This window comes from Streptomyces sp. NPDC090994, assembly GCF_044768905.1.
GTDB lineage: Bacteria > Actinomycetota > Actinomycetes > Streptomycetales > Streptomycetaceae > Streptomyces.
This window is the reverse complement of record NZ_JBIVWS010000004.1, coordinates 513,540-526,493: the sequence shown is the minus strand read 5'-3', so window position 1 is coordinate 526,493 and position 12,954 is coordinate 513,540. Positions and strand designations below refer to the sequence as shown.

At 72.2% G+C, this 12,954-nt stretch carries 17 protein-coding genes; 13 read left to right on the top strand and 4 right to left on the bottom strand.

Annotated features, from left to right (window positions below; genetic code table 11):
* Window positions 1-85 precede the first annotated feature (85 nt).
* Both ACIQR3_RS12620 and ACIQR3_RS12615 read right to left on the bottom strand, forming a co-directional pair.
* A complete protein-coding gene (locus ACIQR3_RS12620) occupies window positions 86-1,108 on the bottom strand; it encodes a LacI family DNA-binding transcriptional regulator (protein ID WP_403537698.1) in 1,023 nt (340 codons plus the stop codon).
* Between the two features lie 43 nt (window positions 1,109-1,151).
* Window positions 1,152-1,937 carry a response regulator transcription factor gene (locus ACIQR3_RS12615; RefSeq protein ID WP_215166689.1) on the bottom strand — a complete coding sequence of 262 codons (786 nt, stop codon included), beginning with the start codon at window positions 1,935-1,937 and terminating at the stop codon, window positions 1,152-1,154.
* Between the two features lie 165 nt (window positions 1,938-2,102).
* Between ACIQR3_RS12615 and ACIQR3_RS12610 the strand changes: the two genes are divergently transcribed.
* From ACIQR3_RS12610 to ACIQR3_RS12580, 7 genes are all read left to right on the top strand, one after another.
* Window positions 2,103-2,939 (top strand): alpha/beta hydrolase, encoded by an 837-nt coding sequence (locus tag ACIQR3_RS12610; protein WP_403537697.1) that lies wholly within the window; start codon window positions 2,103-2,105, stop codon window positions 2,937-2,939.
* 47 nt (window positions 2,940-2,986) lie between these two features.
* Window positions 2,987-3,259 (top strand): MoaD/ThiS family protein, encoded by a 273-nt coding sequence (locus tag ACIQR3_RS12605; RefSeq protein ID WP_403537696.1) that lies wholly within the window; start codon window positions 2,987-2,989, stop codon window positions 3,257-3,259.
* A 10-nt stretch (window positions 3,260-3,269) separates the two neighbouring features.
* Entirely contained in the window at window positions 3,270-4,472 is a 1,203-nt protein-coding gene (locus ACIQR3_RS12600) for a hypothetical protein (RefSeq protein WP_403537694.1), read from the top strand.
* 106 nt (window positions 4,473-4,578) lie between these two features.
* Window positions 4,579-5,316, top strand: coding sequence for a DUF2993 domain-containing protein (locus tag ACIQR3_RS12595; RefSeq protein ID WP_403537693.1), 738 nt, complete (start codon window positions 4,579-4,581; stop codon window positions 5,314-5,316).
* Window positions 5,317-5,791: 475 nt separating this feature from the next.
* On the top strand, window positions 5,792-6,631 hold the full coding sequence (locus tag ACIQR3_RS12590; protein WP_403537691.1) for a sulfurtransferase: 840 nt from the start codon (window positions 5,792-5,794) through the stop codon (window positions 6,629-6,631).
* 32 nt (window positions 6,632-6,663) lie between these two features.
* On the top strand, window positions 6,664-6,951 hold the full coding sequence (locus ACIQR3_RS12585; protein ID WP_030187974.1) for a DUF1416 domain-containing protein: 288 nt from the start codon (window positions 6,664-6,666) through the stop codon (window positions 6,949-6,951).
* A gap of 123 nt (window positions 6,952-7,074) precedes the next feature.
* Window positions 7,075-7,335 carry a DUF3099 domain-containing protein gene (locus tag ACIQR3_RS12580; RefSeq protein ID WP_403537689.1) on the top strand — a complete coding sequence of 87 codons (261 nt, stop codon included), beginning with the start codon at window positions 7,075-7,077 and terminating at the stop codon, window positions 7,333-7,335.
* Between the two features lie 37 nt (window positions 7,336-7,372).
* Here the strand turns inward: ACIQR3_RS12580 and ACIQR3_RS12575 are convergent, their stop codons facing one another.
* The gene (locus ACIQR3_RS12575) at window positions 7,373-7,735 is read right to left on the bottom strand and encodes a DsrE family protein (protein ID WP_403537688.1); all 363 of its coding nucleotides are present in this window, start codon (window positions 7,733-7,735) and stop codon (window positions 7,373-7,375) included.
* Window positions 7,736-7,834: 99 nt separating this feature from the next.
* Here ACIQR3_RS12575 and ACIQR3_RS12570 point away from each other — a divergent pair, with 99 nt between their 5' ends.
* From ACIQR3_RS12570 to ACIQR3_RS12545, 6 genes are all read left to right on the top strand, one after another.
* Window positions 7,835-8,578 carry a hypothetical protein gene (locus ACIQR3_RS12570; RefSeq protein WP_403537686.1) on the top strand — a complete coding sequence of 248 codons (744 nt, stop codon included), beginning with the start codon at window positions 7,835-7,837 and terminating at the stop codon, window positions 8,576-8,578.
* The gene (locus tag ACIQR3_RS12565; RefSeq protein WP_403537684.1) at window positions 8,575-9,582 is read left to right on the top strand and encodes a hypothetical protein; all 1,008 of its coding nucleotides are present in this window, start codon (window positions 8,575-8,577) and stop codon (window positions 9,580-9,582) included. Before ACIQR3_RS12570 ends, ACIQR3_RS12565 begins: the two co-directional genes overlap by 4 nt.
* Window positions 9,579-10,493 (top strand): hypothetical protein, encoded by a 915-nt coding sequence (locus ACIQR3_RS12560; protein ID WP_403537682.1) that lies wholly within the window; start codon window positions 9,579-9,581, stop codon window positions 10,491-10,493. The genes ACIQR3_RS12565 and ACIQR3_RS12560 overlap by 4 nt, the downstream gene beginning before the upstream one ends.
* Before the next feature lie 243 nt (window positions 10,494-10,736).
* The gene (locus ACIQR3_RS12555) at window positions 10,737-11,312 is read left to right on the top strand and encodes an FABP family protein (protein ID WP_215174636.1); all 576 of its coding nucleotides are present in this window, start codon (window positions 10,737-10,739) and stop codon (window positions 11,310-11,312) included.
* A 16-nt stretch (window positions 11,313-11,328) separates the two neighbouring features.
* Entirely contained in the window at window positions 11,329-11,766 is a 438-nt protein-coding gene (locus tag ACIQR3_RS12550) for a Fur family transcriptional regulator (protein WP_215174634.1), read from the top strand.
* A 31-nt stretch (window positions 11,767-11,797) separates the two neighbouring features.
* Window positions 11,798-12,763 (top strand): YgfZ/GcvT domain-containing protein, encoded by a 966-nt coding sequence (locus ACIQR3_RS12545; protein ID WP_403537679.1) that lies wholly within the window; start codon window positions 11,798-11,800, stop codon window positions 12,761-12,763.
* A 4-nt stretch (window positions 12,764-12,767) separates the two neighbouring features.
* Here the strand turns inward: ACIQR3_RS12545 and ACIQR3_RS12540 are convergent.
* On the bottom strand, window positions 12,768-12,954 hold a 187-nt coding region (locus ACIQR3_RS12540; protein ID WP_403537678.1), incomplete at its 5' end, for a D-aminoacyl-tRNA deacylase.

Sequence of the window (12,954 nt, the reverse complement as noted above, 5' to 3'; positions counted from 1 at the left end):
GGCCGACCATGAGAGGCTCCTGAGCGCCGACTGAGAAGCCCGGCAGAAGCTCGTATGCCCGATATAAAGCGCCCGGGGCGGCGGGTCACCCGCAGCCGCAGGACCGGCGGACCACCAGCCGGGACGGGAACACCTTCAGCCGCTCGCGCCGCGAACCGGCGATCCGCAGCGCGTCGTCGAGGACGAGGTCCACCGCCGCCCGGGCCATCGCGGAGCGGTCGGAGGCGACCGTCGTCAGACCCGGGTCGGCGAGCCCCGCCTCCTTGATGTCGTCGAACCCGGCCACCGCCAGCTCGCCCGGCACGTCCAGGCGCAGTTCGCGGGCGGCGCGCAGCACGCCGATCGCCTGGTCGTCGGTCGAGCAGAAGATCGCGGGCGGGCGGCGCGGCCCGGCGAGGATCTCCAGGGCCACCTGGTAGGCGTCGTAGCGGTTGTACGGGGCCTCGAAGAGCCGGCCCTCGGTGGACAGCCCGGCCTCCCGCATCGCGCGCCGCCAGCCCTCGACGTGGTCGGAGACGGGGTCGCCGACGGACGGGGTCTCGGCGGTGCCGCCCATGCAGGCGACGTAGTCGTGGCCGTGCTCCAGCAGGTGGCGTACGGCGAGCTGGGCGCCGCCGAGGTCGTCGGTGACGACGGCCACCTCGTCGATCCCCTCGGGGCGCTCGTGCAGCAGGACGACCCGGGCGTCCCAGGCCTCGATCTCGGCGGCGGCCAGGTCGTTCAGCGCGTGGCTGGCGAGGATCAGCCCCGAGACCCGCATGCCGAGGAAGGCGCGCAGGTAGTGCACCTCGCGCTCGGCCACGTAGTCGGTGTTGCCGACCAGCACCATCTTGCCGCGCTCGGCGGCGGCCCACTCGACCGCGTGCGCCATCTCCCCGAAGAAGGGCTGGCGGGCGTCGGGGATGATCAGGCCTATGAGGTCGGTGCGGCGCGACGCCATGGCCTGGGCGACCCGGTCCGGCCGGTACCCCAGCTCCTTGATCGCGGCGAGGACACGCTCGCGCGTGGCCGGGGCGACCGGCCGGGGTCCGTTGTTGATGACATAGCTGACCACGGCAGTGGAAGTCCCTGCCAGCCGCGCCACATCGTCCCGAGTCACCTTGGCCACGCGCGGAGTCTACGCGGATGGACCAGTCCAGGGGCAGGCCGTGTCAGACCTTGGTCGCACCCTCGCCGACCTCGGCGGCGCTCTCCGCCCCGGCCGCGCTGTCCGCCGCCGCCCGCCCGGAGTCGGCGTCCTCCGCCGCGCGGGCCGGCTTCTCGGGCTTCTCGGGCGTCACGAACCGGTAGCCGACGTTGCGGACGGTGCCGATCAGCGACTCGTGCTCGGGGCCGAGCTTGGCGCGCAGCCGCCGTACGTGCACGTCGACCGTGCGGGTGCCGCCGAAGTAATCGTAGCCCCAGACCTCCTGGAGGAGCTGGGCGCGGGTGAAGACCCGGCCCGGGTGCTGCGCGAGGTACTTCAGCAGCTCGAACTCCTTGAAGGTCAGGTCCAGCACCCGGCCCTTGAGCTTGGCGGAGTACGTCGCCTCGTCGACCGACAGGTCGCCGTTGCGGATCTCCATCGGGGAGTCGTCGGCGACGATCTGCTGGCGGCCCATCGCCAGGCGCAGCCGGGCCTCGACCTCGGCCGGTCCGGCGGTGTCCAGGAGTACGTCGTCGATGCCCCAGTCGGCGGTGACGGCGGCGAGACCGCCCTCGGTGACGACCAGGACCAGCGGACAGCCGGGGCCGGTGGAACGCAGCAGCTGGCACAGGCTGCGCACCTGCGGCAGGTCACGGCGGCCGTCGATCAGGATCACGTCGGCCCCGGGGGTGTCCACCAGGGCGGGGCCCTCCGCGGGGGCCACGCGCACGTTGTGCAGCAGCAGTCCGAGGGCGGGCAGCACCTCCGTCGACGGCTGGAGGGCGTTGGTCAGGAGCAGCAGAGAACTCATACGTCGGGTTCCTCCTCGGTCCCTGCGAGGACGTTTGCGTCTTTGCTCTGCGATCCCGGGGCTCCGTACACCTGCGGTTTCCCGCCTCGTATACAACGCTTCCGAAAGCACAAAAGGACCCGGGGGCTTCACTGCCCGAGTCCTCTGCCCAGCACAATAGCCGACATGAGCGACGGTCCGGCAGGTCATGTGGCACGTTCCACCTTTCGTCCGCATTCCGAGACGGCTCGCCGGCGGCCTCTCCGGGAGTATTTGCGCACGTCCGACGGGGTGCGAATCGATTTCGTATACGACCCGCCGCGACTTGTATACGACAGCTCCCGGCCACCCTGTCGTGATCTCGCGTTCGTCGTCGCCCATGGGTTCACGGGCGACGCCGACCGCCCGCACCTCCGCCGGATCGCCGCCGAATTCACCCGGTACGGGGCTGTCGCCACGTTCTCCTTCCGCGGCCACGGGGCGTCCGGCGGGCGCTCCACGGTCGGCGACCGCGAGGTCCTCGACCTGGCCGCGGCGGTCGACCGGGTCCGGAGCCTCGGGCACGCGCGCGTGGTGACCGTCGGCTTCTCCATGGGCGGCTCGGTGGTACTGCGGCACGCGGCGCTGCACGGCGGCGTCGACGCGGTGGTCTCGGTCAGCTCGCCGGCCCGCTGGTACTACCGGGGCACCGCCCCCATGCGGCGCCTGCACTGGCTGGTGCTGCGCCCCGAGGGCCGGCTCGTCGGCCGCTACGCCCTGCGCACCCGCATCCACGACCGGGACTGGGACCCGGTGCCGCTCTCCCCGGCCGGGGCGGCGGCCAGGATCGCGCCGGTACCGCTGCTGATCGTGCACGGCGACAACGACGGCTACTTCCCCCTCGACCACCCCCGGATGCTGGCCGAGGCCGCCGGTGACCACGGCGAACTCTGGCTGGAGCCCGGCATGGGCCACGCCGAGCACGCCGCCACGGCCGAACTCCTGTGCCGTATCGGGGACTGGGCGCTCTCGCGGGCGAGCTAGCCTGACGGTGTCCACAGCCCGTAGACACAGGACTCAAAAGGATTTAGATGGCAAAGGTCACGGTGCGCTACTGGGCCGCCGCGAAGGCCGCCGCCGGGGTGGCGGAGGAGCCGTACGAGGCGGACACGCTCGCCGAGGCGCTCGACGCCGTACGCGCGCGCCACGCTGGTTCCGGCTCCGGCTCGGGCGAACTGGCGCGCGTGCTGCTGCGCTGCTCCTTCCTCGTCGACGGCGATCCCGTGGGCACGCGCGGGCATGAGACGGTACGGCTGGCCGACGGCGGCACGGTCGAGGTGCTCCCGCCGTTCGCAGGAGGGTGACGACCGACCGATGACGAACCAGCCGTTCGACAGACACGAGCCGCGGCAGTGGCAGGGCCCCGCGCAGGGGTACGACGACCCGCGCGAGGCCGAGCAGTACACGCAGCAGTGGCAGGGGCAGACCTGGGAGACGTCCGTACAGCCACCGGTACCGGCGGCCCCGGCGGAGGAGACGGCGTATCTGCCGCAGCAGCAGTACGAGCAGCCGCAGTACGAGCAGCAGCAGTACGGGCAGCAGTACCAACAGCCGTATCAGCAGTACCCGCAGCAGCAGTACGGACAACAGCACGGGCAGCAGTACGGACAACAGCACGGGCAGCCTCAGCAGTACCCGGCGCAGACCTACACGCCGCAGCCGCAGCCGCAGCCGGAACCCCAGCCACAGCCCCAGCCCCAGCCGTACGAGCCGCCCCCCGCCCCGGACACCGGGTACGGCCCCGCCACCATCGCCGGGAACGCCCGGATCACCGATGCCCAGCGGGCCCGCGCCGAGGGCCGTTCGCCGATCATCGAGCCCGGCGGGCAGCCGGCCGCGCTCACCGCGCTGCTGGGGCTGCTGCTGGCCGGTGCCGCGGCGGTCGGCGGCTACGCCGTGCTCGTGCCGCTGGTCGTGCTCCAGGCGGTCACCGCGGCGGGCTGGTTCCGGCTGAACGGGATGTGGCCGGCCCGGCAGGGCATCGCGCTGGGCTTCCTCGGCGCGCTGGTCGCGGACGCGGCGCTGCTGGTCTCGGACCGCTCCCCGGCGGCCCTGCTCGGCACGATCGGGGTGTGGGTGCTCCTCTCCCTCGTCCTGCACCTGCGGTCGCACGCCGATCCGGACGAGCGGATGTACGGCCTGACGGCCACCGTCGTCGCCTCGGCGCTGGCGATCGTGGCGGGCGGCTGGCTCGCGGCCGACGCGGACGCGGTGACGGTCGGCGCGATCGCGGTGGCGGTCGCCGCCCTGGTCCGCGCCCTGCCGCTGCCGACGCCGGTGTCGGTGGCCGTGGCGCTGCTCGCCGCGGCCGGTGCCGGGTTCGCCGCGGGCGGGATCACGGACCTCGGCTCGTCGGGGGCGCTGCTCGGGGCGGGCGCGGCGGTGTGCGCGCTGGTCGGCCACCGAGTGGCGAGCTACGACTACCCGTCCCGGTTCGTGCACTTCACCGCGGGTGTCGCCCTGCCGCTGAGCGCGGCGGCGCCGGCCGTGTGGGCGCTCGGACGGGTGCTGGGCTGACCGTGGCGCGGGCCGTCACTGTCACAGATGATCGACGGATTGTTCGGGGTCGGCCGGGGACGGCTACGGTGGCCCTCGACCGTGAAGTCCGCTGGGGTGGGAAGAAATGCGCGCACTGCGAATACTGCTGATCGTCGTCGTGGTCCTGGGCGGGCTGTTCGTGGCCGCCGACCGGCTCGCGGTGAACTTCGCGGAGGGCGAGGTCGCGGACAAGCTGAAGACCCAGGAGGACCTGACCGCCACCCCGGACGTGTCGATCAACGGCTTCCCCTTCCTCACCCAGGTCGTGGGCGGTGAACTGGACGACGTCGAGGTCACCATGGACGAGTACGCGGCGACGGCCGGCGGCGGCACGGAGCAGGTCCGGATCGACGACCTGCGGGCGCACATGAAGGGCGTCGCGTTCTCCGGCGACTACAGCTCCGCCACCGCGGCCAGCGCGTCCGGCACGGCCACCGTCTCCTACGACGAGCTGCTGAAGGCCGCGGGGTCCGAGCCCGTACAGATCACCTCCGGCGTCACCGCCGGCATCGTCGGCCTCTCGGACGGCGGCAACGGCAAGATCGACGTCGCCGTGGAGGCGACGGTGCTCGGCACCAAGCTGCCCGAGCCGATCCACGTGCTCAGCTCCGTGACGGTCGAGGGCGACAAGGTCGGCGTGACCGCCGACGACCTGCCGTCGTTCGGCCAGGTCGACCTGTCCGACGCCCAGATCCGGCAGATCACCGACTTCCAGCAGGTGATCGACGAACTGCCCGGCGGCATCAAGCTGGACAAGGTCGAGGCGGCGAAGGACGGCGTCGAGATCTCGGTGACGGGTTCGAACGTCAAGCTGGCCGGGTAGGACGGAGTCCGGGCGGACGGGCGAGCGCCCGGCCGCCCCGCCGCCCGGTCCGGCAGGCAGACCACCCGGTCCGGCCCCCGGTACGGCCCCGGTCCGGCCCCCAGGCCGCCCGGTCCGGCACCCAGGACGGACGGCGACTGTCCGCCAGATGAGACGGCGGCGTCCGCCCGGCAGCGCACCGGGCCCCGCACCCCGTCCCGTATCCCACATCGCGGACGATCCTGTCTCATCATTCGACACGACGGTGACACGCCCGCAGGGTCGTCCTTACGATCGGACACCATGAAGCGACAGGCGGATCTCACGAAGCGGCGGGCAGTGGACCTGTGCCGCGTTGCCGCCATGCTCTGTCGCCCGTTCTGAGCGGAAGCCCGCCTTCCGCGTTCGCCGCCTGCCCTGTTCCAGGGCACCGGTGCGCCGTGCGCGCACCCACCGCACTCGCACGCCCCGCCGCAACTGCCCCGGAGGAGAGAACATGAGCCGCAGTGACGTCCTGGTCGACGCCGACTGGCTGCAGGACCACCTGGACGACGAGAACATCGCGATCGTCGAGGTGGACGAGGACACGTCCGCGTACGACAAGAACCACATCAAGAACGCGATCCGGATCGACTGGACCAAGGACCTCCAGGACCCGGTCCGCCGTGACTTCATCGACCAGGAGGGCTTCGAGAAGCTCCTGTCGGCGAAGGGCATCGCCAACGACACGCTGGTGATCCTCTACGGCGGCAACAACAACTGGTTCGCGTCCTACGCCTACTGGTACTTCAAGCTCTACGGCCACGAGAACGTCAAGCTGCTCGACGGCGGCCGCAAGAAGTGGGAGCTGGACGCCCGCGAGCTGGTCGAGGAGGTCCCCGAGCGGGCCACCACGAACTACAAGGCCAAGCCGCAGGACACGTCCATCCGCGCCTTCCGCGACGACGTCGTCAAGGCGATCGGCGCGCAGAACCTGGTCGACGTCCGCTCGCCCGACGAGTTCTCCGGCAAGCTGCTCGCCCCGGCCCACCTGCCGCAGGAGCAGTCGCAGCGTCCGGGCCACGTCCCGTCCGCGCGCAACATCCCGTGGTCGAAGAACGCCAACGACGACGGCACCTTCAAGTCGGACGAGGAGCTGAAGCAGCTCTACACCGACGAGCAGGTCGACCTGGCCAAGGACACCATCGCCTACTGCCGCATCGGCGAGCGCTCGGCCCTGACCTGGTTCGTGCTGCACGAGCTGCTGGGCGTGGAGAACGTCAAGAACTACGACGGCTCCTGGACCGAGTACGGCTCCCTGGTCGGCGTGCCGATCGAGCTCGGCGCCGCCAAGTAACCCGCTGCGACCCGCGACGTAAGGACTAGGACATGTGTGGAGCGAAGGCCGGCGGCCCGGACGCCTCGACGATCAAGCCCGGTGAGACCACCATCCAGGGCCAGGTGACCCGCGACGGCGAGCCGGTGACGGGCTACGTCCGGCTGCTGGACGCCACCGGCGAGTTCACGGCGGAGGTCCCGACCTCCGCGACGGGCCAGTTCCGCTTCTACGCGGCCGAGGGCACCTGGACCGTCCGCGCCCTGGTCCCGGGCGGCACGGCCGACCGCACGGTGGTCGCCCAGCAGGGCGGCCTGGCGGAGGTCGCGATCGCCGTCTGACGCATGCGTGACGGCATGTTCGACGGCATGTGCGACGGAATGTGTGACGGCCGAGGGCCGCGCCCCACGGGTTGGACGCCCGGGGCGCGGCCCTCCGGCATGTCCGGACCTACCCTGGAGTACATGTACACACGGCGTCGGCACGTGTACTTCGCCCTCATGGGCGCCTGTATCGCGCTCTTCGTGCTGGCCTGGGGCGTCGTCCGGATCTGGTCCGTCCCGGCGGCCGTCGGCATGTGCGTGGTCGCCATGGTCATCCCGCCGTTCGCCGCGATCGTCGCCAACCGCCGCGGACCCGAGGACCGCTGGTGGGACGACCCGTCCGGCGACCCTGAGTCGGACGAGTGGTGGGACGAACTGGACGGCAGGAAACGACGACGCTGATCCAGGGAAGCCGGTCGGGTCACTCGCCCCGGGCGGCTCAGTAGACGAGCGCCTGGGTGTCGTCGGCCAGGGCCTCCTGGACGAAGACCTGGGCGCCGGCGATGCGGACGCCCTCGATGACGTCCTCCTCGGTGATGCCGCGCCGCGCCGCGCACTGGGTGCACAGCGTCAGCCGGCCGCCGCTCAGCAGGGAGTCGATCAGGTCGGGCAGCGGCGCCGCGTGCGGCAGTTCGAACTCGGCGGCGCGGCCCGGCAGGGCGAACCAGGCGGACTCGCCGGTCAGCCACAGGGAGACGTCCACGCCGCTGGCCACGGCCACCGCCGCCACCGTGAACGCCTGCGAGCAGCGTTCGGGGGCATCGGCCCCCGCGGTCACCTTGATCACGAGCTTCTTCGCCATGGCCGAATCGTAATCAACGCCCCCGCAACCCCTGGTGACAGCCATGAGTCTCCTGTGCGCGCTCGCGGAATGCGCGCTTCACGTCCTGTGGGGGACATCTTGGAAGAACAAGCAGAACCAGAAGACAGAGCCGGGGCGGTACGGCCCCGGCGGAAGGGGCGTACCGCCCTGCTGATCGGTACCGCCGCCGTGCTCGGTGTGATCGCCGGTACCTGCGGCGGCTACCTCGTCCAGGCCGACCGGGAGCCGACGCGGCTGCCCGCGCTGTCGCAGGCCGCGCTCGCGCGGGGCGAGGGCGACGGGCCCGAGCCGCTGCCGGCCGCGCGGGACCGCCAGGTGCGGACCGACGGCGACCTCCGTGAGCTGCTGGTGGACAAGCCCGGCGGGACGCGGGAGGCCGACTGGCTGACCGGCTCCGACGGCTGGCTGGACCTGGCCGGCTACTCCGCCAGTTTCAACCGGCCGGACAGCGCCTTCGAGACCCTGGTCGACCAGGAGTTCCGCCGGGCGGCCGTCACCGGCTGGGAGACGGACGACGGCACGGTCGAGGTCCGGCTGATCCAGTTCCGGCAGGAGGAGTACGTCGCCGCCGCCGAGGTCGGTGACGAGGCCCAGTACTGGGCCGAGCAGGGGGACACCGACAGCTGGCCGATCGCCGGTACGGGGGACGGGCGGGCGTACGTCCACAACGTGCCCGACAGCGAGGCGGGCGTCCCGGTGTACAGCGCGGAGGCGCACGCCTGGCGGGGCGACATCGCCATGGAGATCTGGATCTACAGCGCCCAGCCGATCGAGAAGAAGACGATCACCGACCTGGCCGACCGGCAGATGGAGCGGCTGTGACCGACGACCACCGCGAGGACCGGTCCGCTGCCGCGCCCGGCACGCCCTCCGCCGCCGCCCCGGACGCACCCGCAGCGGACCTCCCGGCCCCCGCCGAGGCCGAGACGGCTCCCGTCCCGGCCGTGCCCGAGACGGCTCCCGCCCCTGCCGAGGCCGAGACGGCTCCCGTCCCGGCCGTGCCCGAGACGGCTCCCGTCCCGGCCGATGCCGGTGCGATCGCGGAGGCACCCGCGCCGGCCCCCGCCGCAGCCGACCTCCGCAAGCCCGCCCGCCGGCGCCGGATCGTCGCCGTGGCCGGGTGCCTGCTGCTGGCGGCCGCCGTGGCCGGCGGCGTCGGGTACACCGGTGTCGTCGTCGACGGGGCCGACCGGGACGCCGGCGCGCCCGTGTGGGCGTCCCCGAAGGCCGCCGCGGACGAGGAGGAGGCCGAGGCCACCGGGCTGGCCGCCACCCTGGTGCCGTACCGGTCCGACGGCTGGACGCGCGGCCCCGACCTCGGGGAGTTCGGCTCCGACACCGTGCTCAGCGGCGCCCAGGCGACCGCCTTGCGCAAGGAGTCGCTGCGCGGACTGCCCCGCTCGGAGCGCCGCCGGCTGGAGAAGGAGATCGACCGCCGTCCCGTGGCCGGCATGGCGATGCGCAGCTACGTCCACACGCCGGCCTTCGACGAGGGCGAGAAGGGCTCCGTCACGACCGGCATCGTGCTGGCGCAGATGGAGAGCCGGGCGGCGGTCCGGGACATGTCGACCGTGCAGAACGATTTCTTCGCGTCCCTGGACATCTTCCGCGAGGGCCCGCGGATCAAGGGCCACACCAACGCCCGGTGCTTCCTGCCGCCGGCCGACTCCGACGAGGATCTCGACCTGATGTTCTGTTCCGCGTACCAGGGCGACGTCCTGGTCACCCTCACGGCCGAGGGCGTGAAGCCGTTCGACTCCGACGGTGTCGCCGCGCTGCTGACCGAGCAGCTCGACCGCATAGCCGAGCCCGGGGAGGCGGTGTGACCGAGCAGCAGGCACCGACGGAGCAGTCCCCCGTAGGACAGCCCCCCGGCACCCCTCCGCCCCCGCCCCTCCCCACCTCCCCGCCCCTCCCCACCTCCCCGCCCGACCAGCCCGCGCCCGTGCCCACGTCCCCGCCCCCGTTCTCGCCCCCGAAGGACCGCCGATTCCTCCGTGCCGCCCTACGCTGGACGGCCGCCGTGGCCGTCTTCGCGGTGGCCGGGGCCGGGACGGCGTACGGGATCAGCGGCCTGGAGCGGACCGACGTACCGGGGCTGGCCACCGCGTCGGACGGCCGCTGGGCCTACCCCGAGCTCACCGCGCCGCCGCTGCCCGAGGGCAGCCCCGGGCCGTTCGCCGAGACGAACCCGGCCGGCGCCCACTACGTGGACCTGCGCGAGCTGGTGCTGCCCGCGCCCGAGGGGGCGACGGAGGACAAGGCGCTGCGCGGCGACGACGGCTGGCTGGCGACGAAGGACCTGCTGGCGGAGTACGTCGAGGACGACCGGGACGAGCTGCGGCAGAAGCTCACCGACCACGGCCTGCGGCACATCGCCGCCCGCGGCTGGACCACCGACGACGGCACCCGCACCCGGATCTACCTGCTCCAGTTCGGCACCGCCGCCGTCGTGGACGAGCTGAGCGGCGACATCGCCCAGGTCGGCCGCCCCGCCCACGCCCTGCGCGGCGCCGGCGAGTCCGTCTGGGACGAGGACTTCCCCGTGAAGGCCACCGTCTCCGGCGTCACCCGCATGATGTACACGGAGGCCGAGCCCTACGGCGCCGAGCAGGTCCGGCACGGCTATCTCACCGCCGGCGACGTCCTCGCCCTGGTCGTGCAGTCCCGCGAGGGCACCGCACTCGCCGTCCCCTTCCAGCAGACCGCGGCGCTCCAGAGCCGGCTGCTGGCCTGACCCGGCGGGCAGGGCGTACCTCACCCGACAGGGCCGGGCCCCGGCCGCGTAAGCTGGGCCCCGGCCCTGTGCACACCACCGCACCCCCGCTCAAGGAGCACCCCGTGGAGATCTTCTTCGAAGCCCTGCTGGTCCTGGTCTGCGTCGGCGTTCTCGCCTTCGCCGGACTGACCGTGAAGAAGCTGTTCCAGGGCCAGCGCTGACCCCCACGCCAGGAAGCACGTCAGGAAGTAAGTTCCGCTCATGATCGAGATCCCGTCCGACCTGCACAAGGACCTCGTCCCGCTCGCCTTCCTGCTCGGCAACTGGGCCGGCGCGGGCGTGCACGACTTCCCCGGCGCCGAGAAGTGCAACTTCGGTCAGGAGGTCACCTTCTCCCACGACGGACGTGACTTCCTGGAGTACGCCTCCCACACCTGGGTGCTCGACAAGGACGGCAACAAGGTCCGCCCGCTGGAGTCCGAGCACGGCTTCTGGCGCATCGACGCCGACCGCAAGGTCGAGGTGACGATGACCCGCGACGACGGCGTCATCGAGATCTGGTACGGCGAGATGGCCGCCCAGAAGCCGCAGATCGACCTGGTGACGGACGCCGTGGCCCGCACGGCGGCCGCCCAGCCCTACACCGGCGGCAAGCGCCTGTACGGCTACGTCAAGAGCGACCTGATGTGGGTCGGCGAGAAGCAGACCCCCGAGGTCGAGCTGCGCCCCTACATGTCCGCGCACCTGAAGAAGGTCGTCACCCCGGAGGACGTCGAACGCTGGGCCAAGGCCCTCCCCGACGACATGCCGGACGACGGGATCGCTTTCTTCAAGTAGTCCTAGACTCAAGGGTGTGGTGAGCACCGACTGGAAAAGCGACCTGAGGCAGCGCGGCTACCGGCTGACCCCGCAGCGGCAACTGGTGCTGGAGGCCGTGGACACCCTGGAGCACGCGACCCCCGACGACATCCTCGGCGAAGTGCGCAAGACGGCGTCGGGGGTCAACATCTCCACGGTCTACCGGACGCTGGAGCTGCTGGAGGAGCTGGGCCTGGTCAGCCACGCCCACCTCGGGCACGGGGCGCCGACCTACCACCTGGCCGACCGGCACCACCACATCCACCTGGTCTGCCGGGACTGCACCAACGTCATCGAGGCCGATCTGTCGGTGGCCGCCGAGTTCACCGACAAGCTGCGCGAGCAGTTCGGGTTCGACACCGACATGAAGCACTTCGCGATCTTCGGCCGGTGCGAGGACTGTTCGCTCAAGGGTTCAACTACCGAGTCGTAGAACGGCCGTGGTCCGGTCGTAGGCTGGAACCATGAAGAGCCCCCTGCTGTCCCTGCCCGGTGCCGTACCCGCCGAGGGGGTGGACGAAGGCGTCGCCGCCCACTACGGCGACCTGTTCCGCGAGCAGCGCGCCCTCGCCGGCGGCACCGGATTCGTCGACCTCTCGCACCGCGGGGTCGTCACCGTCACCGGCGACGACCGGCTGAGCTGGCTGCACCTGCTGCTCACCCAGCACGTCAGCGACCTGCCGGCCGGACAGGCCACCGAGGCACTGATCCTCTCCGCCAACGGACACATCGAGCACGCCCTGTACCTGGTCGACGACGGGAAGACGGTCTGGGCGCACGTCGAGCCCGGCACCCGCGAGGCGCTGGTCGCCTACCTGGAGTCGATGAAGTTCTTCTACCGGGTCGAGGTCGCCGACCGCACCGAGGACATCGCGGTGGTGCACCTGCCCGCCGGGTCCATCGCCCCCGTCCCCGAGGGCGTCGCCGTACGGGAGACCCCGTACGGGCGTGACCTCTTCCTGCCCCGCGAGGAGCTGGAGGCGTACGTCGCGCAGGCCGGGCCGCCGGCCGGGCTGCTGGCGTACGAGGCGCTGCGGGTCGAGCAGCACCGGCCCCGGCTCGGCTTCGAGACCGACCACCGCACCATCCCGCACGAGCTGGGCTGGATCGGCACCGCCGTCCATCTCCAGAAGGGCTGCTACCGCGGCCAGGAGACCGTCGCCCGGGTGCAGAACCTGGGCAAGCCCCCGCGCCGACTGGTCTTCCTGCACCTGGACGGCAGCGAGGTGCACCTGCCGGTGGCGGGGACGGAGATCCGGCTCGCGGACGAGGGGGCCGAGGGGCGGAAGATCGGCTTCATCACCACCTCCGTACGCCACCACGAGCTGGGCCCGGTCGCCCTCGCCCTGGTCAAGCGGAACGTGCCGGTGGACGCGCGGCTGGTGGCCGGGGACACGGCGGCGGCCCAGGAGACGGTCGTAGCGCCCTGACCGGTCAGATCTCCAGCAGTACGGTGAACGGGCCGTCGTTCGTCAGCGTCACCCGCATGTGCGCGCCGAAGCGGCCCGTCGCCACGGTCGCGCCCAGCGCGCGCAGCTGGGCGACCACCTCGTCGACGAGGGGTTCGGCGACGTCGCCGGGGGCGGCGGCGTTCCAGGTGGGGCGGCGGCCCTTGCGGGCG